This is a genomic window from Occultella gossypii, assembly GCF_019947135.1.
GTDB lineage: Bacteria > Actinomycetota > Actinomycetes > Actinomycetales > Beutenbergiaceae > Occultella > Occultella gossypii.
This window is the reverse complement of record NZ_JAGSHT010000012.1, coordinates 311,429-333,013: the sequence shown is the minus strand read 5'-3', so window position 1 is coordinate 333,013 and position 21,585 is coordinate 311,429. Positions and strand designations below refer to the sequence as shown.

At 72.4% G+C, this 21,585-nt stretch carries 22 protein-coding genes; 15 read left to right on the top strand and 7 right to left on the bottom strand.

What is annotated here, in order from left to right:
* The first annotated feature begins 3 nt into the window (after window positions 1-3).
* From KCQ71_RS13300 to KCQ71_RS13285, 4 genes are read left to right on the top strand one after another with little or no spacing between them, the layout of a single operon-like run.
* On the top strand, window positions 4-2,058 hold the full coding sequence (locus KCQ71_RS13300; RefSeq protein WP_223406609.1) for an ATP-binding protein: 2,055 nt from the start codon (window positions 4-6) through the stop codon (window positions 2,056-2,058).
* Between the two features lie 46 nt (window positions 2,059-2,104).
* The gene (locus KCQ71_RS13295) at window positions 2,105-2,725 is read left to right on the top strand and encodes a biotin transporter BioY (protein WP_223406607.1); all 621 of its coding nucleotides are present in this window, start codon (window positions 2,105-2,107) and stop codon (window positions 2,723-2,725) included.
* On the top strand, window positions 2,722-3,228 hold the full coding sequence (locus KCQ71_RS13290) for a MaoC family dehydratase (protein ID WP_223406605.1): 507 nt from the start codon (window positions 2,722-2,724) through the stop codon (window positions 3,226-3,228). Before KCQ71_RS13295 ends, KCQ71_RS13290 begins: the two co-directional genes overlap by 4 nt.
* Complete coding sequence (locus tag KCQ71_RS13285; protein ID WP_308116639.1) at window positions 3,225-4,064, top strand: HpcH/HpaI aldolase/citrate lyase family protein; 840 nt, start codon at window positions 3,225-3,227, stop codon at window positions 4,062-4,064. Before KCQ71_RS13290 ends, KCQ71_RS13285 begins: the two co-directional genes overlap by 4 nt.
* Before the next feature lie 26 nt (window positions 4,065-4,090).
* On the opposite strand, the gene KCQ71_RS13275 is transcribed toward KCQ71_RS13285, so the two are convergent.
* The 3 genes from KCQ71_RS13275 to KCQ71_RS13265 all read right to left on the bottom strand — a co-directional run bounded on the left by KCQ71_RS13275 (window position 4,091) and on the right by KCQ71_RS13265 (window position 6,165).
* A complete protein-coding gene (locus tag KCQ71_RS13275; RefSeq protein WP_223406603.1) occupies window positions 4,091-4,543 on the bottom strand; it encodes a SufE family protein in 453 nt (150 codons plus the stop codon).
* A 13-nt stretch (window positions 4,544-4,556) separates the two neighbouring features.
* Window positions 4,557-5,456, bottom strand: coding sequence for a sulfurtransferase (locus KCQ71_RS13270; RefSeq protein ID WP_223406601.1), 900 nt, complete (start codon window positions 5,454-5,456; stop codon window positions 4,557-4,559).
* Window positions 5,457-5,565: 109 nt separating this feature from the next.
* A complete protein-coding gene (locus KCQ71_RS13265) occupies window positions 5,566-6,165 on the bottom strand; it encodes a hypothetical protein (RefSeq protein WP_223406599.1) in 600 nt (199 codons plus the stop codon).
* Between the two features lie 261 nt (window positions 6,166-6,426).
* Here KCQ71_RS13265 and KCQ71_RS13260 point away from each other — a divergent pair, with 261 nt between their 5' ends.
* From KCQ71_RS13260 to KCQ71_RS13225, 8 genes are all read left to right on the top strand, one after another.
* Window positions 6,427-7,140 (top strand): ABC transporter ATP-binding protein, encoded by a 714-nt coding sequence (locus KCQ71_RS13260; RefSeq protein ID WP_223406597.1) that lies wholly within the window; start codon window positions 6,427-6,429, stop codon window positions 7,138-7,140.
* Window positions 7,140-8,009: a hypothetical protein gene (locus KCQ71_RS13255; protein WP_223406595.1), complete on the top strand. Its 870-nt coding sequence runs from the start codon at window positions 7,140-7,142 to the stop codon at window positions 8,007-8,009. The genes KCQ71_RS13260 and KCQ71_RS13255 overlap by 1 nt, the downstream gene beginning before the upstream one ends.
* Before the next feature lie 55 nt (window positions 8,010-8,064).
* A complete protein-coding gene (locus KCQ71_RS13250) occupies window positions 8,065-9,339 on the top strand; it encodes a sensor histidine kinase (protein ID WP_223406593.1) in 1,275 nt (424 codons plus the stop codon).
* The gene (locus KCQ71_RS13245) at window positions 9,336-9,992 is read left to right on the top strand and encodes a response regulator transcription factor (protein WP_223406591.1); all 657 of its coding nucleotides are present in this window, start codon (window positions 9,336-9,338) and stop codon (window positions 9,990-9,992) included. Before KCQ71_RS13250 ends, KCQ71_RS13245 begins: the two co-directional genes overlap by 4 nt.
* Before the next feature lie 239 nt (window positions 9,993-10,231).
* Window positions 10,232-11,185: an ABC transporter ATP-binding protein gene (locus KCQ71_RS13240; RefSeq protein WP_223406589.1), complete on the top strand. Its 954-nt coding sequence runs from the start codon at window positions 10,232-10,234 to the stop codon at window positions 11,183-11,185.
* The gene (locus KCQ71_RS13235) at window positions 11,182-12,051 is read left to right on the top strand and encodes an ABC transporter permease subunit (protein ID WP_223406586.1); all 870 of its coding nucleotides are present in this window, start codon (window positions 11,182-11,184) and stop codon (window positions 12,049-12,051) included. The genes KCQ71_RS13240 and KCQ71_RS13235 overlap by 4 nt, the downstream gene beginning before the upstream one ends.
* Window positions 12,052-12,173: 122 nt before the next feature.
* Window positions 12,174-12,656, top strand: a complete 483-nt coding sequence (locus KCQ71_RS13230) for a nucleoside deaminase (protein ID WP_223406584.1) — start codon at window positions 12,174-12,176, stop codon at window positions 12,654-12,656.
* Between the two features lie 92 nt (window positions 12,657-12,748).
* On the top strand, window positions 12,749-13,738 hold the full coding sequence (locus KCQ71_RS13225) for a DUF1266 domain-containing protein (protein WP_223406582.1): 990 nt from the start codon (window positions 12,749-12,751) through the stop codon (window positions 13,736-13,738).
* 57 nt (window positions 13,739-13,795) lie between these two features.
* Here the strand turns inward: KCQ71_RS13225 and KCQ71_RS13220 are convergent, their stop codons facing one another.
* Window positions 13,796-14,671 (bottom strand): SDR family oxidoreductase, encoded by an 876-nt coding sequence (locus tag KCQ71_RS13220; RefSeq protein ID WP_223406580.1) that lies wholly within the window; start codon window positions 14,669-14,671, stop codon window positions 13,796-13,798.
* Between the two features lie 197 nt (window positions 14,672-14,868).
* On the opposite strand from KCQ71_RS13220, the gene KCQ71_RS13215 reads away from it, so the two are divergent.
* Entirely contained in the window at window positions 14,869-15,261 is a 393-nt protein-coding gene (locus KCQ71_RS13215) for a winged helix-turn-helix transcriptional regulator (protein ID WP_223406578.1), read from the top strand.
* A 62-nt stretch (window positions 15,262-15,323) separates the two neighbouring features.
* Here the strand turns inward: KCQ71_RS13215 and KCQ71_RS13210 are convergent, their stop codons facing one another.
* The gene (locus KCQ71_RS13210) at window positions 15,324-15,797 is read right to left on the bottom strand and encodes a VOC family protein (RefSeq protein WP_223406576.1); all 474 of its coding nucleotides are present in this window, start codon (window positions 15,795-15,797) and stop codon (window positions 15,324-15,326) included.
* A gap of 207 nt (window positions 15,798-16,004) precedes the next feature.
* Here KCQ71_RS13210 and KCQ71_RS13205 point away from each other — a divergent pair, with 207 nt between their 5' ends.
* Together KCQ71_RS13205 and KCQ71_RS13200 are read left to right on the top strand one after the other, a co-directional pair.
* Window positions 16,005-18,332 (top strand): HelD family protein, encoded by a 2,328-nt coding sequence (locus KCQ71_RS13205; RefSeq protein ID WP_223406574.1) that lies wholly within the window; start codon window positions 16,005-16,007, stop codon window positions 18,330-18,332.
* A gap of 183 nt (window positions 18,333-18,515) precedes the next feature.
* Complete coding sequence (locus KCQ71_RS13200; protein ID WP_223406572.1) at window positions 18,516-19,892, top strand: PA2928 family protein; 1,377 nt, start codon at window positions 18,516-18,518, stop codon at window positions 19,890-19,892.
* A gap of 84 nt (window positions 19,893-19,976) precedes the next feature.
* Here KCQ71_RS13200 and KCQ71_RS13195 read toward each other — a convergent pair whose 3' ends face one another.
* Window positions 19,977-20,579 (bottom strand): YdeI/OmpD-associated family protein, encoded by a 603-nt coding sequence (locus KCQ71_RS13195; protein ID WP_223406570.1) that lies wholly within the window; start codon window positions 20,577-20,579, stop codon window positions 19,977-19,979.
* 25 nt (window positions 20,580-20,604) lie between these two features.
* Complete coding sequence (locus KCQ71_RS13190) at window positions 20,605-21,582, bottom strand: hypothetical protein (RefSeq protein WP_223406568.1); 978 nt, start codon at window positions 21,580-21,582, stop codon at window positions 20,605-20,607.
* Window positions 21,583-21,585: the final 3 nt, after the last annotated feature.

Here is a 21,585-nt window from a genome sequence, read left to right as displayed (position 1 = left end):
CACATGACCTTCGGAACGCTCCTGGTCGCCAACCGTGGCGAGATCGCGGTACGGGTGCTGCGCGCCGCCCACGCCGCCGGTCTTCGGACTGTCGCCGTCTACTCCGATGCCGACCGAGACGCCCCGCACGTGCAGGTCGCCGACACCGCCGTCCGGCTGGGCCCAGCCCCTGCAGCCGAGTCCTACCTGTCGATCCCCGCGCTGATCGACGCCGCCGCCCGGTCCGGCGCGGACGCGGTGCACCCCGGCTACGGATTCCTCTCCGAACGCGCGGAGTTCGCGGCTGCCTGCCGCGACGCGGGCCTGGTGTTCGTGGGCCCCTCGCCCGAGGTGATCGACCGCATGGGTCGCAAGGACGAGGCGCGCCGGATCGCTGCGGCTGCCGGCGTGCCGATGCTGCCCGCGGTCGAAGGCGACGACGACGAAGCGCTCATGACCGCCGCACGCGCCGAGATCGGCTTCCCGCTGCTGGTCAAGGCGGTCTCGGGTGGGGGCGGCAAGGGCATGCGGATCGTCCGTGACGACTCCGCGCTGCCCGCGGCCCTCGCCGCCGCTCGCCGCGAGGCCAAGGCGGCCTTCGGCGACGACACGATGCTCATCGAGCGCTACGTCGAGCATGGCCGCCACATCGAGGTCCAGGTGCTCGCGGACTCGCACGGCAACGTGCTGCACCTGTTCGACCGGGACTGCTCGGTGCAACGGCGTCACCAGAAGGTCGTCGAGGAGGCTCCGGCGCCGACCATCAGCGCCGCCGTGCGGGAGAGCGTGACCAGCGCCGCGATCCGGCTCGCGACCGCGGTCGGGTACGTGAACGCGGGCACCGTGGAGTTCCTGGTGCAGGGCGAGGAGGCGTACTTCCTCGAGATGAACACCCGGCTCCAGGTCGAACACCCGGTGACCGAGCTCGTCACCGGCATCGATCTGGTCGCCGAGCAGCTCCGCATCGCCCAGGGCGAGGCGCTCACGTTCACCCAGGAGGAGGTCACGGTCACCGGGCACGCGATCGAGGCCCGCGTCTACGCCGAGGACCCGGACGCCCAGTTCCTCCCGCAGGCCGGGCTCGCCCGGACGGTGCGCTGGTCCGCCCGAGCCCGGGTCGACGAAGCACTGGCCAGCGGTCAGCAGGTCGGCACCTGGTACGACCCGATGCTCGCCAAGATCATCACTCACGCAGCGACACGGGAGGTCGCCCGTCACCGGCTCGTCGAGGCGATCGACGACTCCGCCGTCATCGGACTGACCACGAACCTCGGCTTCCTGCGCCGCCTCGTGGCCGGCCCCGAGTTCACCGCAGCCGAGATCGACACGGCGTGGCTGGACCGCACCGACGCACCGTTCCCGCCGGAGTCGCCCGACCTCGCGCTCGCCGTGGCGGGGTGGCTGCTGGCCGACGGCGGGGCTCCTCCGCACCCGTTCCGGGTGCGGGACGGCTGGCGCGACGGCGGACCGGCAGCCCCAGTCGTCCGCACCTTCGCCGTGGGCGGCGGTCGGCACGTCGTCCGGGTCGACGTACGCCAGCACGAGGTGCGTGTGGAGGACGACCACCCTCGAGACGCCGGGTGGCCCGGCCCGCGAGAGCACCTCGGAGGTCGCGGTGATCGGGTCGTGACCGTGCGCCCGATGCTCGCCCCGCCCGGCCGCGCTCGGCTGGAGATCGACGGCGTCGTTCACGAGGTGACGTACGAGCTCGACCAAGGGGCCGCCGTCGTCTGTTTGCACGGCCAGAACTACACGATCCTGCCCGCCGGCAACCTGGCCTCGGAACACGCCGCACCCACCGAGGACCTCGTCCGCGCACCGATGCCCGGCCTCGTCCTGGACGTCGTCGTCCGGCCGGGACAGGCCGTCACCAAGGGGGCGCACCTCGGCGTGCTCGAGGCCATGAAGATGGAGGTGACGCTGACCGCACCGCACGACGGCACCATCAGCGCCATCGCCGTGGCCCCGGGCGACCAGGTCACGTCCGGGCAGGAGCTGTTCACCGTCACCGCCGGCGGCACCGACGATGGTGAGACGGACGACGCAGGCACTGTGGCCACCGGCGCACCTGCGCCATGATCGACCACACGTCCATGCGTATCGCCCTCCCGATCGGAGAAACCGAATGTCGATGACCCTCAGTCCGCCCGTGCTGGGCGATCTGCTCCCCGCGACCCGCCTGCGCAATGCGGCCCTCGTCGTCGGCGGCGCGGCTACCGTCGCACTGGTCGGCCAGATCTCCGTCCCGCTGCCGTTCACGCCGGTCCCGCTGACGCTCGGCACGTTCGCCGCGCTCGCCGTCGGAGCCGCGCTGGGTCCGGTGCGCGCCACGCTCAGCCTGGGCGTGTTCCTGGTCGCTGGAATCGTTGGCGCGCCCGTGTTCGCCGGCTGGGGCTCCGGATGGGAGGCCGCCTCCTTCGGCTACGCGCTCGGCTACCTGCCGGCCGCCGCCCTCGCCGGCTGGCTGGCCGCCCGCGGCGCGGACCGCTCGGTGTGGCGAGCCGCCGCGATGTATGCGGCGGCGGGCACGGTGATCTACCTGTTCGGCGTCCCGTGGCTCATGGTTGCCCTAGGGGTCGGCCTGCCTCAGGCGATCGCCCTGGGCGTGCTCCCGTTCCTCGTCGGCGACGCGCTCAAGGCAGCAGCGGTCGCCCTCCTCCTGCCCGGCACCTGGCGACTCCTGGGCAGCCGCCCCGGGTCGGACGACCCCGCGGACCCGGCTCTGCGGAGGTCAGCCTCGACATGAGCGAACCGAGCGAGCCGCGCGCCGTCGTGGTGCAGCGGGGCCTGTACTACGAGGAGTTCGATACGAGCGTGCTCTACCAGCACCGCCCAGGCCGCACCGTCACCGAGGCGGACAACGTCCTGTTCACGACGCTCACCATGAACACGCAGTCCTTGCACCTCGATGCCGCCTGGTCCGCGGGTCAGCCGTTCGGACAGCGGCTGGTGAACTCGATGTTCACACTGGCCACCCTGGTGGGATCGTCCGTCGCCCAGCTCACCCAGGGCACGATCGTGGCCAACCTCGGGTTCGAGGTGATCACCTTCCCCCATCCGCTCTACCACGGCGACACCCTGTACTCGGAAACGCAGGTACGCACCAAGCGGCTGTCGTCCTCGCGCCCGGGGCAGGGCATCGTGACCCTCGAGCACACCGGCCGCAACCAGGACGGCACCATCGTCGCCACCGCCGTCCGGTCCACGTTGGTGTGGTGCGAGGACGCGATCGGTGTGAGTTCGCAGTGACCGCGACGAGCCCCACGGCTGGGACCGGCACACCTTGGGGGCCGGCACTGTTGTTCTGCCCGGCCGACCGGCCGGACCGGTTCGCCAAGGCGGCCGAGCGAGCGGACGCCGTCATCCTGGACCTGGAGGACGCCGTCGCCCCGGAGCGCAAGGCGCAGGCCCGGGCCGCGCTCCGCGCGGAGCCGCTCGACCCGACCCGCACGATCGTGAGGGTCAACGCCGTCGACAGCCCGGAGTTCGAAGCCGACCTCGAGGCGCTCGTCGGCACCGACTACCGCACGGTCATGCTCGCCAAGGCGGAGTCGCCGGCGCAGGTGGCCCGCCTCGGCGGTTTCGAGGTGATCGCCCTGTGCGAGACCGCGCTCGGCGTGGTGGCCGCGCCCGAGATCGCGGCCGTCCCTGCAGTGCGCGCCCTGATGTGGGGCGCCGAGGACCTGCTGGCCTCCTTGGGCGGCACGTCGAGTCGCGCTGCCGACGGCAGCTACCGGGAGGTGGCGCGGCATGCTCGGGCTGCGGTGCTGCTCGCGGCCGGGGCGCATGGGAAGAGCGCGATCGACGCCGTCTACCTGGACATCGCCGATCTCGACGGACTCGCGGTCGAGGCCGCGGACGCCAACGCGAGCGGCTTCAACGCGACCGCCTGTATCCATCCCGGGCAGGTCGAGACGATCCGCGCGGCGTACCGGCCCAGCCCGGACCAGATCACGTGGGCAAGAGAACTGCTCGCGGCCGCGGCCGAGCAACCGGGCGTGTTCACGCATCGCGGGCAGATGGTCGACGAGCCCGTCCTGCGCCACGCGCGCACGGTCCTGGCCAGAACCGGCGAGCTGGCCTGACCAGCTCCAGCCCTCGGCCGGCCCGCTCAGATCCCGGACTTCTCCCGCACCTGCCGCTTGATGCGGCCGAGCATCCCGGCCATCCCGCGCAGTCGCAGCGGGCTGATCGCCTCGGCGAGGCCGAGCCGGTCGGAGATGTCGTTCGGCACGGCGAGCACGTCGGCGGCGGTGAGCCCGTTCAGGCCCTCGTGCAGGATTCCGGCGAAGCCGCGGGTGGTCGGGGCCTCGGCCGGTGCGGAGAAGAACAGGTGCACCGGGGCGTCCGGGCCGGCGCCGTCCACCTCCACGATCAGGAAGATCGGCGACTGGCACTCCGGCACGCCCTCGAGGAGCTCCGGGTGCGCCGCGTACCGCTCCGGGAGCTCCGGCAGACCCGTCGAGAACTCGAGCAACAACTGCAACCGGTCCGCCGTCGTGAGCGCATTGAAGTCGTCAACGATGCCCCCCAGGGCAGCCGTCAGGTCGGACGTGTCGGTCATGGAGCCAATTCTGTCATGGAGCGGGAACGTCCCCAGGTTCCGTGCCACGCGCGATCGGCACCCGCACGGAGTTGCCCCACTCGGTCCAGGAACCGTCGTAGTTACGGACGTTCGGGAAGCCGAGCAGGTGCTGCAGCACGAACCACGAGTGCGCGGAGCGCTCGCCGATGCGGCAGTAGGCGATCACGGGCTCGGACGGGGTGAGGCCCTTCTCCTGACGGTAGATCGCGTCCAGCTCGGCGCGGGAGCGGAACGTGCCGTCCTCGTTCGCGGCCCGGGCCCACGGCACCGACTGCGCACCGGGGATGTGGCCGCCGCGCAGGGCGCCCTCGTCCGGGTAGTCGGGCATGTGGGTGCGCTCGCCGGTGTACTCCGGCAGCGACCGGACGTCCACGAGCTGCCCACCGAGGAAGCCGAGCACGTCCTCCTTGAAGGCGCGCACGCCGCCGTCCTCGCGCTGGACCACCGGGTAGTCGACCGCTGCCGGGCTCGGCACGTCGGTGGTGAACTCGCGACCCTCGGCCACCCACTTGGCCCGGCCACCGTCGAGCAGGCGCACGTCCGGGTGGCCGAACAGTGCGAACACCCACAGCGCGTAGGCGGCCCACCAGTTGTTCTTGTCCCCGTAGATGACCACCGTGGTGTCGCGCGTGATGCCCTTGCCGCCGAGGAGCTTGGCGAATCCCGCGGCGTCCACGTAGTCACGCGTGACCGCGTCGTTCAGGTCGAGGTGCCAGTCCACCTTCACGGCCCCGGGGATGTGCCCGGTCTCGTAGAGCAGCACGTCCTCGTCGCTCTCCACGACGGCGAGGCCCTCGTCACCGAGGTGATCCGCGAGCCACTGCGTGCTCACCAGCCGCTCCGGGTTGGCGTAGGCGGTGAACTTCGGGTCGTCGTCAAAGGGCAGCGGCATCGTGAACTCCTTGCTGGGTGGGTGTGTCCATCCTGACACCCGCCCACCGGGGTGACCCAGCCGGACTGCCCACGTCCACATAGTGGTCAGCGGGCACGCCCGACCGTCCTCACCGACCCGGTCGGGTATCCGGGGGAAGGTCGGCGGCCTGGCCGAGCGGCGCGGGCCGGACGGAGGGCGCGGGCCGGCCCTGCGAGGGCGCCCGGCCCTGGACCCCCGCCGCGCCCTCCGGCACCACGACGCGGAGCTTGCTCTGGGCGAGGCCGAGCAGCATCCGCTGACCGACCACGGCCGCGAGGCCGATCATGATCACGCCGAACCCGCCCCAGGACGCCCGCGACGTCAGCGCGGACATCCCCGCGTTCACGCCGCTGAGGGAGATCAGCAGGATGGCGAGCGTCCCGAGCAGGGACGTCGGCCAGCGGATGCAGAACAGCACGGCCAGGGCGAGGCAGACGGCCCCGATGATGGCCGTCCACGGTACGAAGTACAGGATCTGTTCGGCACTGAACTCGGACGCCTGCGCGGGTGCGTTCCCGACCGGCCGTCCGCGACGACTGAGCTCGAACGTGTACGTCCACACGCTGCCCGAGCCCACCGCGATCCGGATCGCCAGCGCGCTCAGCAGCCCGAGCACCGAAGGGACCGCGGCCGCAGCGAGGAAGTACCAAAAGGCGGTCGGCGTGAGCTTCTTCGAGCGGCGCAGCACGGTGACGGACCTCCGGGTCGTTCGAGGGTGCGCGGTGGACGTCCGGTTCTGCCCCCTGATCACGCCCCCTCCGGTCGCGAATCGTAACGGATGCCCACCCGGCGCCCACCACCCGGCGCCCGGCAGTCAGCGCTCGGCGGACCCTCCCCCACCCCAGGTCCCCCAAAGGTTGGCGCCCAGGTTCCCCCCTGCGCCAGACGATTCCGCACGCCGGTCCGGACAGGCTGAAGGCATCAACCACACCATCGCCGGAGGACCCCCATGCATCCGATCGAGATCACCGATCTCCACAAGTCGTACGGACCCGTCGAGGCTCTGCGCGGCGTCAGCTTCACGGCCGCGGAGGGTCGCGTCGTCGGCCTCCTCGGCCCCAACGGCGCCGGCAAGTCCACGAGCGTCCACATCCTGCTCGGGCTCGCCCGGGCCGCGTCCGGCAGGGCAGCCATCAGTGGCCGCGCCTACGCCGACCTCGACCACCCGGCCCGCACCGTCGGTGCCCTGCTCGACCAGGGCGGCCTGCACCGCGGCCGCAGCGGCCGCGACCACCTGCGCGTCCTCGCAGCCGCCGCCCGCCTGCCCGAGGCCGCGGTCGCCGTCGCCCTGGAGAAGGTCGGCATGACCCGCGCCGCGGACCGCCGCGTCGGCACCTACTCGCTCGGCATGCGCCAGCGGATCGGCCTGGCAGCCGCGCTGCTCGGCGAACCCCGGATCCTCGTCCTCGACGAGCCCGCGAACGGGCTCGACCCCGCCGGCATGGCCTGGTTGCGCGGCATGCTGCGCTCGTTCGCCGACGGCGGGGGCACGGTCCTGCTCGCCTCTCACGTGCTCGCCGAGGTCGCGCAGGTGGCCGACGACCTCGTGGTCATCGGTGAGGGCCGCGTCCTCGCCGATGGCCCGCTCGCCGACGTCATGGCCGGCGACACCCTCGAGCACGCCTATCTCGACCTGACCGCCGCCTCCGAAGGGATGTTCTGATGTACCGCTCCGAACTGCTCAAGCTCCGCACCACCAAGGCCGCCTGGATCGTCGCCGCGGTCGCCTGGATCGGGATGATCGCCGTCCAGGCCCTCACCGTCGCGCTGCCGCGGCTGGTCGACTCCCTTGGCACCGGATCGAGCGACCTGCCGCCGGACGTCGCTGCCGAACTCATCCCGGACCTCACCGCGCTCGTCGACCTCGGCAGCCCGGCCCTGCAACGCTCGATCCTGGACCTCCTCGCGCTCGGGCCCGGTAGCTCGAACGTCGGGCTGACCGTGATGGCCATGCTCGTCCTCGGCGCTCTCATCGCCACCACGGACCTGCGGACCGGCGGCATCGTGCCGACCGCCCTGATCACCCCGTCCCGGCCCCGGATCCTCGCCGCGAAGGCCGCCGCCGGCGCCACGACCGCCGTCATCATCGGGGTCGGGTTGATCGTCCTGACCGCGCTCGGACTGTTCGTCGCCATCACCATCACCCCGGGTGCGGAACTGTCCCTCTCGCCGGGCGAGGTCCTCGGCATCTGGGGCCGCGGCCTGGCCGTCCTGGTCCTGTTCACCTGGCTCGGTCAGGCGATCGGCACCCTCATCCGCGGTCAGGTCGCCACCCTGATCACCGTCGGCGCCCTGATCATCGCCGAGCCGATCCTGCGCGGCATCGTCAGCTTCATCGGCGGTGGCGGCTCCGCCATCACGGACTGGCTACCGCTCGGGCTCGGCTCGCTCGCCTCGGTCGGCCCGGGCGCGGGCATGCTCGCCGGACCGGCCAGCCTCGGAGCCCTCGGCGGACTCGCCGCGCTGGCCGCGTGGGTGCTCGTGCTCGGCTTCGGCGGGCTGCAGACCTTCCGGCGCCGCGACCTCGCGTGAGCCACACCACCGGACGTCACTACGCTGAGCCGATCGGATCGACGAGGGGGATGAGGTGACCAATTCGCTGCGCGCTCGCCTCCTCTCGCTGCGCCCGCGCACGACCACCGGCCGCGACACCGTCGTGGCCGGTGTCGTCGCGGCGCTGAACATCGTCGGCTTCGCCGGTCTCGAGGCTCTCCTCGCCGGCGGGATGGCAGCAGAGCTCGGCCTGGACGTCGTCACCATCACCGGGCCGACCCGGGCCGGCATCTACGCGCTGCTGGTGGCCCAGTCCGCGGCACTGATCCTGCGCCGCCGGGCGCCGGTGCTGTGCTTCGCCCTCACCGTCCTCGCCCAGATCCTGATGACCCCGCTGCTGCCGGACCTGGTCACGTTCCGCGGGCTCGCGACCCCGGTGGCCGCGTACGCGGTCGGGGCATACGCACCCCGACGCGTCGCCGCGATCGCCATCGGCGTCGGTGCCGTGGTCGAGGCGCTGCTCACCGTCGCCCTTGGCGGGCCGGAGTCGATTCCCGACGGCGGACCTGCCGTCAACCTGTTGGCCTCGCTCGCGTCGGCGGTCGCCGTCTACGCCGTCGCGTGCTTCATCGGGGTGTATGTGGGCACCCGCCGGGAACTGCTCGCGTCCCTGCGCGCCCAGGTGGACGCGGCGGCTGCCGAGCAGCAGAGCCGGGCGGCCCAGGCGGTGGCCGCCGAGCGGTCCCGGATCGCGCGCGAGCTGCACGACGTGGCCGCCCACCACCTCTCCGGCATCGTGGTGCAGGCGGCGGCCGCGGAGCGCCTGATCGCAGCCGACCCGGACCGCGCCCGCGAGTCCATGCAGTGGATCCGGACCCAGGGCCGCCAGACCCTCGACAACCTCCGCCTGGTCGTCGGCCTGCTCCGTGGGACCGACGGCGCCGAGCAGACCCCGCAACCGGGCCTGGCGGACCTCGACGCCCTCATCGAGGACGCGCGAGCCGCGGGCGCGCGCGTCACAGACCGGGTCGACGGCGAGCCGTGGGACCTGGGACCGACGGCGGAGCTCACCCTGTACCGCGTGCTGCAGGAGGCGCTCTCCAACGCGCGGCGCCACGCGCCCGGCCGCAGCATCGACCTCCGCCGCGAGTACACGCCGTCGGCCTGCGTGTTGACGGTCCGCAACCCCGCGCCCTCGCGACCGCCAGCCGGCGAGAGCACTGCCGGCACGCCGGGCACCACCGGGCACGGCCTGGTCGGGATGCGTGAACGCGCCCAGATGCTCCACGGTGAGCTCACCGCCGGTCCGGTTGCCGGCGGCGCCTGGCAGGTCCGACTGACCATCCCCCGACCAGGAGGAACCTCATGACAACAGTGGTGCTCGTCGACGACCAGGCCGTGGTTCGGGCCGGCTTCGAGGTGATCCTGCGTTCGGAGGGCATCGAGGTGATCGGGCAGGCGTCCGGCGGCGTCGAGGGCGTCCGGATCGCGCGGGAGCTGCGCCCGGACGTGGTCTGCATGGACGTGCGGATGCCCGGCGGTGACGGGATCACCGCTACCCGCGCGCTCGCCGGTCCGGACGTCGCCGACCCGATCCCGGTGCTGGTGGTGACCACGTTCGACCTGGACGACTATGTGTTCGGCGCCCTCGAGGCCGGCGCGAGCGGGTTCCTGCTCAAGGACGCCGACCCGGACGTCCTCGTCGACGCCGTCCGGCGGGTGGCCTCCGGCGAAGGGCTGGTGGACCAGAGCCTGACCAGGCGGGTGCTGCGGGAGTTCGCCACGCGCCGGTCCGCGACGCCGCGTGACGTCGCGGCCGCCCAGCTCCTGACGGCACGCGAGCACGACATCCTCGGGCTGCTCTGCCGGGGCTCGTCGAACGCCGAGATCGCCGCCGCGCTGCACCTGGAGGCGAGCACGGTGAAGACACACCTGTCCCGGATCATGACGAAGACGGACACCCGGGACCGGGTGCAGTTGGTGGTCTGGGCCTATTCACGGGGCATCGCCGAACCGGGCTAGGTCAGCCCCACGTGCGTCCGTGACGAGTGGCACCCTGAGTTGCGCCGTCCCTCGGCTCAGGGTTCACCCCGAGGTGGGCGGTCAGACCTTCATCAGTTCGGCGGATGGTCGGCCCCGACGGTTCCGCCTCGAGCGCGATCCGCTCGCAGTGCGCCGAGCCTTAGCGTCGAAGACGGCCCCATCTGACCCCCAGTGGCCGCTTTTGACCGCCTGTGAAAGCACAGAGAGAAGAGCCCTCCATGATCGAGGCACACGACCTCACCAAGCGATACGGCGACAAGACCGCCGTGCATGGCATCAGCTTCACCGTCCGGCCGGGCACCGTGACCGGCTTCCTCGGGCCGAATGGCGCCGGCAAGTCCACCACCATGCGGATGATCGTCGGACTCGACGAGCCCACCTCCGGCCGGGTCACGGTCAACGGCAAACGCTACGCCGAGCACCGCACACCCCTGCGTGAGGTCGGCGCCCTGCTCGAGGCGAAGGCCGTGCACCCGGGCCGCTCCGCGAGGGCCCACCTGGCCGTGATGGCCGCCACCCACCACATCAGCCCGAAGCGGGTGGGCGAGGTCATCGAGATGACCGGCCTGTCCACCGTCGCGAACAAGCGGGTCGGCGGGTTCTCCCTCGGCATGGGTCAGCGGCTCGGTATCGCGTCCGCCCTCCTCGCGGACCCGCAGACCCTCATCCTCGACGAGCCGGTCAACGGCCTCGACCCCGACGGCGTGCAGTGGGTCCGCAACCTCGTCCGCCAGCTCGCGGCGGAGGGCCGCACGGTCTTCCTCTCCTCGCACCTGATGAGCGAGATGGCCCAGACCGCCGACCACCTGCTCGTCATCGGCAAGGGTCGGATCATCACCTCCGGTCCGGTACAGGAGGTCATCGACGGAGTCCTTGGCACCACGGTGCGGGTGCGCTCCCCGCAGGCCGCGGACCTCGCGCCGCTGCTCCAGGCGGCCGGGGGGACGATCACCTCGCCGGAGCCGGGCGCCCTGGAGGTGCGGGGCCTGACCGGTGAGCTCATCGGCAACACCGCACTGGACCATCACATCGCCCTGCACGAGCTCGCCACGCAGCAGGCGTCGCTCGAGGCGGCCTACATGGCCCTCACGCAGGACGCCGTCGAGTACCGGTCCGAGACCGCCCCACCCGAAACCTCACCCGAACCGATCCACAGCGGAGCGTCCCGATGACCGCCACGACCAGCACCCCTCGGCCCACCACCCAACTGGCGCCGTCCGTCCGCCCGGCGCGGCCCCTCGTCCCGGCCCGGCTCGACTTCGCCGGCGTCCTCGCGGCCGAGTGGCGCAAGCTCTTCTCGCTGCGCTCCACGTGGTGGACGCTCGGCCTCACCGTCGTCCTGCTGACCCTGATGGCCCTCGGCCAGGCGGCCGCGATCGCGGACAGTCTCGGCTCGCCGGAAGGTGCCGCGGTGTTCGCCGACGTGCACGGGGCCGAGCTCGTCACCGGCGGCTACCAGTTCGGCATGCTCACGATCGCCGTGCTCGGCGCCCTGCTGATCACGGGCGAGTACTCCACGGGCATGATCCGTTCGACGTTCGCCGCAGTGCCCACGCGGTTGCCCGTCCTAGCAGCCAAGGCCCTCGCGCTCTCCGTGCTCACGGTGATCACGACCGCCGTCGGTTTCGCGGCCGCCTATGCGGCGACCATGCCGATCCTCTCCGAGCACGACCTGGTGCCGAGCCTGACGGACGGCACCACCTGGCAGATCGCCGGTGGCGCGACGGCGTTCCTGGTCGCGGCGGCGCTGTTCGCACTCGGCGTCGGCACGCTTCTGCGCTCGACCGCCGGAGCCGTGACGGTCGCGCTCACCGTGCTGCTCCTGCTGCCGGGCATCCTGCAGTTCATCACGCTGGACTGGGTACAGACCCTGGTGGAGTACCTTCCGCTGCCGGCCGCGACGGCGTTCGTCACCGTCAGCGAGGCGTTCGGCGGGACGGGAGGCTTCACGCCCTGGCAGGGTGCCGCGGTGGTGGCGGCCTGGGCGCTCGTCCCGATGATCGCTGCCGCGGTCGTGCTGCGACGCCGGGACGCCTGAGCGCCCCCGCACCGGGCGTCACGCGCCGGGCGCGCTCGGCAGGCCGAGGTTGAGCGCTTCGTCGCCGTCCGCCGCGTGCCCGATCACCTCGGCCGCGGCGCGCATCTGTCAGGCTTGGGCGCATGATCTCCACGGACGACCTGACGCGACTACGCCGGTGCGTGAGCCTGGCGACCGAGGCTCTCGACGGCGGCGACGAGCCGTTCGGCTCCATCCTGGTGAACCGCCGCGGCACCGAGCTGTTCGCCGACCAGAACCATGTCGCCGGCGGTGACCACACCCGCCACCCCGAGTTCGAGATCGCCCGCTGGGCCGCGACGAACCTCACGCCCGAGGAGCGCCGCACCGCCGTCGTCTACACCTCCGGCGAGCACTGCCCGATGTGCGCCGCCGCCCACGGCTGGGTCGGTCTGGGCAGGATCGTCTACGCCGCTTCCTCCGCCCAGCTCGCCGGCTGGCTCGCCGAGTGGGGCGTCGCGCCCGCACCCGTCGCGACGCTGTCGATCACGACCGTGGTACCAACCGCGCAGGTAGACGGTCCCGCCCCCGAGTTGACCGATGAGATGCGCGCGCTCTACCGGGAGGCGTTCACGCCGAACCGCTGAGCTGACGATCCCGACGGTTCGCGCGTCGAACACGCTCGCCAGGTACGGCGTGACCCATGGCGCGCTTTACTGGAGCATCGTCGTGTGCTGGAGTGTTCGATGTGGATCCCGCCTACATCGCCGGAATCGTCTTCGTCATCGCTGTGATCCTCGCCGGGCGGCTCGCCATGACGCGCCTGTTCGACCGGGCGCACGCCAGGGCGCACCGGCAACGCGCGCGTAAAGACGTGCGCAAGGACGTGGCCTCCCACCACCAGCCACGGTTCATGGTCGGCCCGCACGCAGTCGCCACCCACCCGGCGGGCTGGCAGCTTGGCGCCTCCTCCTGGTACGCCCTCGCCGCCGGAGAACCGCTCGACACCTTCGGCTACACCGACCCGCAGCACAGCCGGGCGATCCTTGCGGAGGCCTGGGCGGTTCGGACTCGGCTGGATCTGTACGTGCAACTGCTGTCCCTGCTCGTGTCCGGGCACCGCGCCGACTTCGACGCCGAGCGCGCGGCGTGGCTCGCGCTGCCGCCCGCGGGACAACGCGCACTCGCGGCCGGGCTGCACCGGGACGCGAAGCACTCCGGCACCGCCGCCGAGACCGAACTCCGCCTGCGCCGGGTCCGCAAGGACGTCCGTGGTGCCCGCACCATCGACTTCACAGCGTGGGACCTGGTCCGGACGATCATGCTCGCCCGCGCGGGCGTCGGCGCCGGCTACCTCAGCGAGGCCGAGGCGGTCGACATCGGGTGGATCGCCTCCGCTGGGCTGCGCGCGTCCTACCGCGACTGGGCCTGCCTCTACGACCACTTCGCCCGTGGACGCTGGTACTGGGAGGGCGTCGACGGGGCCGGCGAGGCCGCCTCGGACGAGCACGCGCGACAGTTCCTGGCGGTCCTGAACGGACCCGGTGGACCACTCTCCGTGGTGCCGTGGGATGCCCCGCTGCGGACCAGCTCCTACGGCTTCATCGGCGAGCTCGGCGGCGCAGGAGTCCTGCCGAACCTCCCGCTCGCCCCCGCGCAGCCGTGGCAGTCGGGCCTGTGGGAGGCGGTCCGCTCCGCCGCGATGAACGGGCCGGTCCAGGGGCGCTGAGACCCGCTCGCCCGGCCGGACGGGGACGGCATCGCGCGACCGCCACCCCGGCGACCCTCATACCTTCGACGCCTCGAGGGCAGCGGTCAGGCCGTCCAGCAGCGGCGTGGTCGGGCGGCCGATGAGCCGGGCGAGGTCACCGCTCGTCTCGGCCAGCAGGCCGTCGCGGATGTTCGCGTCCAGGCCGGCCACGAAGGAGGCGGTGCCGGCGTCCAGGCCCGCCCCGGTCAGGATCGCCTCGTGCTCGGCCGTGGTCACGTCGCGGTAGGTGACCGGTCGCCCGATGATCTGCCCGACGGCGTCGGCGAGCCTCGCGTAGTCCCACGCTTCGTCGCCGCTCAACTCGTACACGCGCGCCTGCGCGGGGTTCGCGGCAGCGTTGAGCGCGGCCACAGCGGCCGCCTCGGCGAAGTCCGCGCGGGTTGCGGCGGCCACCCGGCCGTCGCCGACGCTGCCCAGGATCTCGCCGCTCTCGCGGGCCTGGTCGAGGTTGGCCCGGTAGTTCTCGATGTACCAGCCATTGCGGAGGAACGTGGCGGGGATGCCGGCGTCGGCGATCAGCTCCTCGGTCGCCTTGTGCTCGGGGGCGAGCAGCACCGGAGTCGTGTCCGCGTGCACGATGCTCGTGTACAGGAGGTGCTTCACGCCGGCGGCCTTCGCGGCGTCGACCACGGCGCCGTGCTGACGGACCCGCTGGCCCACATCGCTGCCGGAGACGAGCACGAGCACGTCCACGCCGTCGAGCGCCGGCGCCAGGGTGTCCGGGCGGTCGTAGTCCGCTTCCCGGACGGTGACGCCACGGTCGGCCAGCTCGGCGGCCTTGGCCGGGGTGCGCACGGCGGCGACGACCTGTGCCGGCTCGACGCCCCGCTGCAACAGCGCCTCGACGATGAGCCGGCCGAGGTGGCCGGTGGCTCCGGTGACAGCGATCATGTGGGAATCCTCCTGGGACATGGGTGTGTGGTGTGGACGTGCTGCGATCGGGACGTGCGGTGGTCCGGACCTGCCCTCGGGCGTCGGTCCGACTGGACTCGCCCATGTTGGCACTAACTTTTTGTTAGTGCAATGGATTCCACAGTGCGGTGTATCTCACAGTGTCAACGCGAGGTCGCCCGACTACGCTTGCCGCCATGGCCACGCAGCCCGACACCGGACCGTCCGCGGAGATCATCGCCGACGTGTTCCAGCGCGGCTGCACCTCCCGCCAGGTGCTCGAGACCGTCACCGGCCGCTGGGGCGTGCTGACCGTCGCCGGCCTGCGCGACGGCGCGATCCGGTTCAACGCGCTCCGGCGTCGCATCGACGGCGTCAGCGAGAAGATGCTCGCCCAGACCCTGCAGGCACTCGAGCGCGACGGGATCGTCATCCGCGAGGCCCGAGCGACGCTGCCACCGCACGTCGAGTACCGGCTCTCCGAGCTCGGCGAGCGGATCGCGGACCGGCTCATCGGCCTCATCGAGGTGCTCGAGGACTCCGTTCCCGAGGTGACCTCGGCGCAACAGAACTACGACGCTCGCGACTGACCCGCCGCTCGGCCCCGCTCGCCAGCCGCTCGGCCCCCGTTCGCCGGCCGCTCAGCCGCAGTTCAGCCGTCCGCTGCGCGCTCCACCGCCGCGATGTCGATCTTGCGCATCAACAGCATGGCCTCCATGGCCCGCCCCGCCCGCTCGGGATCAGGGTCGCCGAGCAGCTCCATCAGTCGCCGCGGCACCACCTGCCAGGAGACGCCGAACCGGTCCTTGAGCCATGCGCACTGGCTCTCCTGACCACCGTCGGCCGTGAGCGCACCCCAGTAGTGGTCCACCTCGGCCTGGTCGACGCACTCGATGATGAACGAGATCGCCTCGGTGAACGCGAACGCCGGTCCCCCGTTCAGGCCCACGAACCGCTTGCCGTCGAGGCTGAAGGCGACCGTCATCACGGTGCCCTCCGGCAGCGGCGCCCCCGGCCCGTAGCGCTCCACGTGGTCGATCGAGGAGTTCGGAAAGATCGACGTGTAGAGCTCCGCTGCCTCCTCGGCCTGGCTCTCGAACCAGAGATTCGGGGTGATGTTCGGCATGATGGGCGTCCTCACTGCTGGTACCTCCCGCACTCGGATCGCGATCCACGCGCAGGTGAACGGGTTCGCTCAATTCCGACAGACGCCCGCGGGTGCCCGAATTCATCGGTGGCCGAAGCAGCCGAACCCGACTTCCGCCGTCGGGAACAACCGCGGCGCCGCCGTCGTTGGTCAACGAGTCCACCCGACAGACCGGAAAGGGGATCCGTGCCGTCCCACGCGATCAGGCTCGAACAGCAGTACCTGGATGGGCTCTACGCCCGAGTGGAGGAGTTGCGGGAGGAGACTCTGACCGCGCTGACCGCCACGAACCTGGCCGGCGCCGACGGCCCTCGCGGCCTCGTCGACCGGGACGCGCACGCCGCCCGGCTGAGTGAGCGTCGCGCCAGTCTGGACCGGGCCGAGCACGGCCTGTGCTTCGGGCGCCTGGACCGGCGGGACGGTTCGGTGACCTATATCGGCCGGATGGGGCTGCGGGACGCGGACCTGAACCCGCTGCTCGTCGACTGGCGCGCGCCCGTCGCGTCCGACTTCTACACCGCCACGGCCGCATCCGGCACCGACGTGCAGCGGCGCCGGCACATCCGCACCACGGGCCGCACCGTCGTCGGCGTGAACGACGAGCTGCTCGACCTCGACCACGCCCACGCCAGTGATCTGGTGGGTGAGGGCGCTCTCATGGAGGCCCTCACCGCGCACCGGACCGGGCGCATGGGGGACATCGTCGCCACCCTGCAGGGCGAGCAGGACGAGGTCATCCGCGCCGACGTCGACGGTGTCCTCGTGGTCCAGGGCGGTCCGGGCACGGGCAAGACCGCGGTCGCGCTGCACCGGGCGGCTTACCTGCTCTACACCTACCCGCGGATCGCGGAGCAGGGCGTCCTCGTGGTGGGCCCCAGCCCGGTCTTCCTCGCCTACATCGAGCAGGTGCTGCCCTCGCTCGGTGAGACCCAGGTGGTGCTCGCCACGCCGAACACGCTGCTGCCGGGCACGACCGTGACCACCGCCGAGGACCCGGATGCGGCCGTCGTCAAGGGCGACGTCGCGATGGCCGCTGTGGTCGCCTCGGCCGTGCGGGCGCGGCAGGAGATGCCCGACGGCGTGGAGGTCGCCTTCGCGGGTGACGTGCTGCGGGTGGCCGGTCCGGTGCTGGCCGGCGCGGCCGAGCACGCCCGGCGCACCGGACTCGGCCACAACCTGGCCCGGCTGGTGTTCGCCGAGCAGCTCTGGTCCCACCTGACCGATCTCGTGCTCGAGCGTGACCGGCAGCTCCTCGCGGACACCGAGCGCGGGTTCGAGGCGGAGCTGCGCAGCGTCGACGCCGCCATCGCGAAGCAGGCGGACCGGCTGCCGTCCGCCGTCGAGGGCGCCGGCACCGAGGTCACCGGCACCGCGGGTGAGCACGAGGTGGCCCACGTGCGCCGTGAGCTCGAGCAGGATCCAGCCGTGGCCGCCGTCGTCGACCGGCTCTGGCCGGCGCTCACCCCGGAGGACCTTCTGGAGGACCTGTTCGAGCAGATCGCCGACCATCCGGAACTTGCCCCCGAGCTGGCCGGGGCGGACCGTCTCGCCCTCGCCCGCGAGCGCGGGGCGGGGTGGAGCGCGGCGGACGTGCCGTTGCTGGACGAGGCGGCCGAGCTCCTCGGTGTCGATGACACCGTGACCGACGCCCGGCTGACGGCCCGCCGTCGGGAGGAGTTGCGGTACGCCCAGCAGGTGCTCGCCGCGTCCGGCGTGAAGGGCGTCTCCGCCGAGGACCTGGCCGGCCGGTTCCGCGAGCGGGACTCCCGTTCCCTGGCCGAGCGGGCTGCCGAGGACCGGACCTGGGCGTACGGGCACCTGATCGTCGACGAGGCGCAGGAACTGTCCGCGATGCAGTGGCGGATGCTGCTACGCCGGGTTCCGTCCGGTTCCCTGACGGTGGTGGGCGACGTCCATCAGACGTCCGCCGCAACGGGCACCACCTCCTGGGACACGCTCGTGGCGGCCCACCCCCGGCGTCGGTGGCGGCGCGTGGACCTGAGCGTCAGCTACCGCACGCCGCAGGCCGTCCTGGACGCGGCGGCCCCGGTGCTGCGGGCGTTGGATCCCGACGCGCCCGCCCCGGTCGCGGCACGCGCCGGCGGCGAGGCTCCGTGGCGGGTGCGCTCGACGCCCGACACGCTGACCGCGGACGTCGTCGACCTCGCCAGAGCGGAACTGGCGGCGCTCGACGGCGGACACCTCGCCGTCATCGCCCCCGCGGCACGGACCGGCGAGCTCGGCGGCGCGATCGCCGCCGCGCTCGATGCCACCTCCGTCTCGTTCGGCGCGGGTCCGGAGCTGACGGCCGAGGTGGTGGTGCTCACCCCGGAGCAGGCCAAGGGCCTGGAGTTCGACGGCGTCCTGGTGGTCGACGTGGCGGCGGTCGCCTCCGGTCCTCGCGGCCTCGGAGCGCTGTACGTGGCGATGACCCGGCCGACGACGCGGCTCGGCCTGATCCACCTCGGGCCGGCGCCGGAGGTCCTCGCAGGTCTGCCGGAGCGCCCGCGCTGACATCGCACCTGCCACGCTGAAATCGCACGCTCCAAGGGTCCGATCTCAGCGCGGCAGGTGCTAGGTCGCGCGACTGGAGGCCCCAACCTGAGATCGGTTGCGCCGAGCCCACGTGGTTGGGTCTGACCGTGGACGTGCCGGGCACCGGGCCCAGCCGCCACGCACCGGACCGAGGAGGGCACCATGTCGATCCCAGGGATGAGCCAGCACAGCGGCAGCCAGGGCCAGCAGGCGCCCATGCCCGGCTGGGGCACCACCGGGACCGGCGGAAGCTGGTCCGGGGCGAGCGGCGCGGGCGGGTACCCCTCGCCGTCGAGCAGTTTCGGTACGGCAAGCTCCGGCGCGTCGGGCACGGCGCCGCCGACGACCGCCTTCTCCTCGGCCTCCGGTCTCGGCGGCTTCGGTGATCCCGTGACGCCGCGCCGGCGCCGCCGGTTCCGCTTCGGCTGGCTCGGCGCGCTGCTGCCGATCCTGTTCGTCGCCTTCATGGTGCTCGGCGTACCTCGGATCGCCATGTCCTCGACCAGCTCGAGCGAGCTGCTGCCGGTCGGCGCGTTCACCCAGGTGGACGGGCGCGACGTGGTGCTGATGCCGTACGAGGCGGATGGCGTCTGGATCTGGGACGACGTGTTCCAGATCCGGCTGGCCGCCGTGGACGTGGTGGCCGGGGAGCCGATCTGGGACGTCCAGCTGAACGAGGACCTGATCGGTGCGGCCGGCGTGATCGCCGCCGGCAGCCAGTACCTGTACGTCGTGACGGACTACGGGCTCGAGATCCGTTCCGTGGCCGACGGCCACCGGGTGGCCGGGCCGGATGACATCGATGGTCTCGGCGCGGACTACATCGCCTCGTACGGCGCCTACGGGTACGACGCGAACCTGAACGCGATCGTCCTGATCACCAGCCTCGGCGAGTACCGCACCCTGCCCGTGGACGGCGTCACCGCGACCCCGTCCGACGCCCCCACCGTCAACGCCTGGCAGTCGTCGCTGTTCGCGGACTCGAGCGGCGCCTGGATGTACCTGGACTCCGACTGGAACGAGACCACGGACTCGGTGATCGTCGGTGAGAACCGGTTCGACTACGGCCCGCTGTCCCCGGGCGTGCCGGGCGGCATCGTCCGGCTGACCGGGCCGAACGGCACCGTCGAGCTGCCCGGACCGGTCTACAACGGCGCATTCCTGCTCGAGGTGACGAAGACTCCGGCCGGCCTGCTGAGCCCGGAGCAGCGCGCGCAGATGTCGACGTCGAGCGATCAGAGCTATCTGAGCTACGCCCCGGCCGGCGGGGCGGGTGGGTTCGTGCTGCTGCAGAGCACGGAGACGGCCAACGGGAGCGAGTATCGGCTGGACGTCCTCGACGCCGCCACCGGGGAGGTCGTCGGGTCCACACCGATGGGCGACGAGGCGACCCGGGTGATGACGGCGCCCGGCGGCACCACCGTCGTGGTCGCCTCCAGCGAGGAGTTCTACGCCGACTCGTTCGTGCTCATCGCCCCCGACGGCACCGTCCGCCTGGTCGAGGTGGGCGTGCCCGACCTGCTCGGCCGAAGGGCCTGACAGGGCGTGGCCTGCCGAAGGGCCTGGCCGGTCCGACCGAGCCCGGCCCGCCACGCGCGGGATCGTCCACCCGGCCCGGAGCTGCTACTCAGGCTCGGCGGGACGCCGCTTCTGCGGGTAGAAGGTCTCGCCCCGGGCGAGCATGGTCACGAACTCACCGATCTTGCGGGTCCTGGTCTCCTCCCGCTTCACGGCACCGAGCCGGTGGATCAGCGCGAACCGGTTGCCGGACGTGAGCACGTCGAACATCGCCTGTGCCGCCGGGTCCGCCGCGATGGCCTCCGCCAGATCCGTCGGCACCTGTGCGGTGGCGGGTCCGGCGTAGGCCGCCTCCCAGCGGCCGTCCGCCTTCGCGGCCTCGACGGCGGCCCGGCCGGCCGGCTGCATCCGCCCCTCCTCCTCGAGCCGGGCCACCCGCGCGACATTCACCGCCGACCACCGGCTGCGCGAGGTCCGCGGCGTCATCCGCTGCGCGGAGGTGGCTTCGTCGCGCCGGGCTGCCTGGCCGTCGATCCAGCCGACGCAGAGCGCCTCCTCGACGGCGGCGGCGTACGTCAGCGAGGTGGCGTCGCCGCCCTTCTTGCCCAGGCGCAGCCACACACCGGGAGAGGAGTCGTGGTTGGCGGCCAACCAGTCGCGCCAGGCCGCAGCGTCGGGCAGCAGGAGATCGGGAAGTTCGGTGGCCATCGTGCTCGCTTCCGTGCTGGAGCGCCTAACCGGCGGTCGGTCGGCGGCGTTGGTGCGCCGACCCGGGGTCGATGAGGGACTCGGTGGTCGGATCCTGCGGGTCCTGCCCGGAGAGGTTGCCGAGGTCCACGGGACTCGTGCCGCCCCTGGCGGGCGCCGCGTCGAGGGCGCCGGCGATGCGCTGCTCCATCGCGTCCATGGCGACGTCCGGGAGCACGATCAGCCCTTCCAGCTCGCTCTTTGCGCGTCGGTAGGCGACCTGCCGCTCGGCGTGCGTGGCGCCGTTGTCGTCCGCGATCGCGATGAGCTTGCGCGCCCGCGCCAGAGACGACCGCTCGGACTCGCTGAAGTCGGACAGCCGGCGTCGCTTCGCCTCGCGCTCGGCGACGTCGAAGGCGACCTCGAACGTGCGGACCGCCTCGCGGTACTCCGTGAGCCGGGCCGGGTCCCGGAGTTCCTCGGGGTGCGCCGGGTCCTCCGGCCGGAGGAAGTCCGCATCCCGCTTGGCCCTGTGGAAGTCCACGGTCAAGGGCTCGCGCATGTCCGAGATGAGTGGGAAGTCGATGAGCTTGGCGACGTCGAGCTCGTAGTCCAGCCAGCGCCGGTTCACCTCGTCATGCGCGGTGACGATCCGGTCGACGTCGCGTTGGAACACCAGTGCCGCGTTCGCCCGTCCCACGCCCGCCGCACCAGCCGGCCCTGCGGGCGGCTGACCACCGGCCGCCACGCCCGGGCCGTTACCGGCGTGTCCCTGCCCGTGTCCGCCGTGCCCGCCGTGCCCGACCTGACCATGCCCGGCCTGCCCGGGCTGCCCGGCCGGCCCCTGACCTGCCGGCCCCACCTGTCCGTGCCGGATCCGCTCCAGCTCGAGCTCCTGCTGGTAGCGCTCATGGCGGCGCCTCTCGTCCCACTTCTGGGCGCCCTTGACCCAGCCGCCCACGATGCCGGCCAGCGGGAAGGCCAACCACCAGAACGAGCCGACGAAGTCCCAGAGCTGTTCCACCCG

Coding starts and splice junctions, on each gene's coding strand:
- KCQ71_RS13300 (WP_223406609.1), top strand. CDS start 4: ATGACCTTCGGAACGCTCCTGGTCGCCAACCGTGGCGAGATCGCGGTA.
- KCQ71_RS13215 (WP_223406578.1), top strand. CDS start 14,869: ATGGCCACGCAGCCCGACACCGGACCGTCCGCGGAGATCATCGCCGAC.
- KCQ71_RS13275 (WP_223406603.1), bottom strand. CDS start 4,543: ATGACCGACACGTCCGACCTGACGGCTGCCCTGGGGGGCATCGTTGAC.
- KCQ71_RS13200 (WP_223406572.1), top strand. CDS start 18,516: ATGTCGATCCCAGGGATGAGCCAGCACAGCGGCAGCCAGGGCCAGCAG.
- KCQ71_RS13230 (WP_223406584.1), top strand. CDS start 12,174: ATGATCTCCACGGACGACCTGACGCGACTACGCCGGTGCGTGAGCCTG.
- KCQ71_RS13240 (WP_223406589.1), top strand. CDS start 10,232: ATGATCGAGGCACACGACCTCACCAAGCGATACGGCGACAAGACCGCC.
- KCQ71_RS13255 (WP_223406595.1), top strand. CDS start 7,140: ATGTACCGCTCCGAACTGCTCAAGCTCCGCACCACCAAGGCCGCCTGG.
- KCQ71_RS13290 (WP_223406605.1), top strand. CDS start 2,722: ATGAGCGAACCGAGCGAGCCGCGCGCCGTCGTGGTGCAGCGGGGCCTG.
- KCQ71_RS13295 (WP_223406607.1), top strand. CDS start 2,105: ATGTCGATGACCCTCAGTCCGCCCGTGCTGGGCGATCTGCTCCCCGCG.
- KCQ71_RS13220 (WP_223406580.1), bottom strand. CDS start 14,671: ATGATCGCTGTCACCGGAGCCACCGGCCACCTCGGCCGGCTCATCGTC.
- KCQ71_RS13245 (WP_223406591.1), top strand. CDS start 9,336: ATGACAACAGTGGTGCTCGTCGACGACCAGGCCGTGGTTCGGGCCGGC.
- KCQ71_RS13270 (WP_223406601.1), bottom strand. CDS start 5,456: ATGCCGCTGCCCTTTGACGACGACCCGAAGTTCACCGCCTACGCCAAC.
- KCQ71_RS13235 (WP_223406586.1), top strand. CDS start 11,182: ATGACCGCCACGACCAGCACCCCTCGGCCCACCACCCAACTGGCGCCG.
- KCQ71_RS13210 (WP_223406576.1), bottom strand. CDS start 15,797: ATGCCGAACATCACCCCGAATCTCTGGTTCGAGAGCCAGGCCGAGGAG.
- KCQ71_RS13260 (WP_223406597.1), top strand. CDS start 6,427: ATGCATCCGATCGAGATCACCGATCTCCACAAGTCGTACGGACCCGTC.
- KCQ71_RS13195 (WP_223406570.1), bottom strand. CDS start 20,579: ATGGCCACCGAACTTCCCGATCTCCTGCTGCCCGACGCTGCGGCCTGG.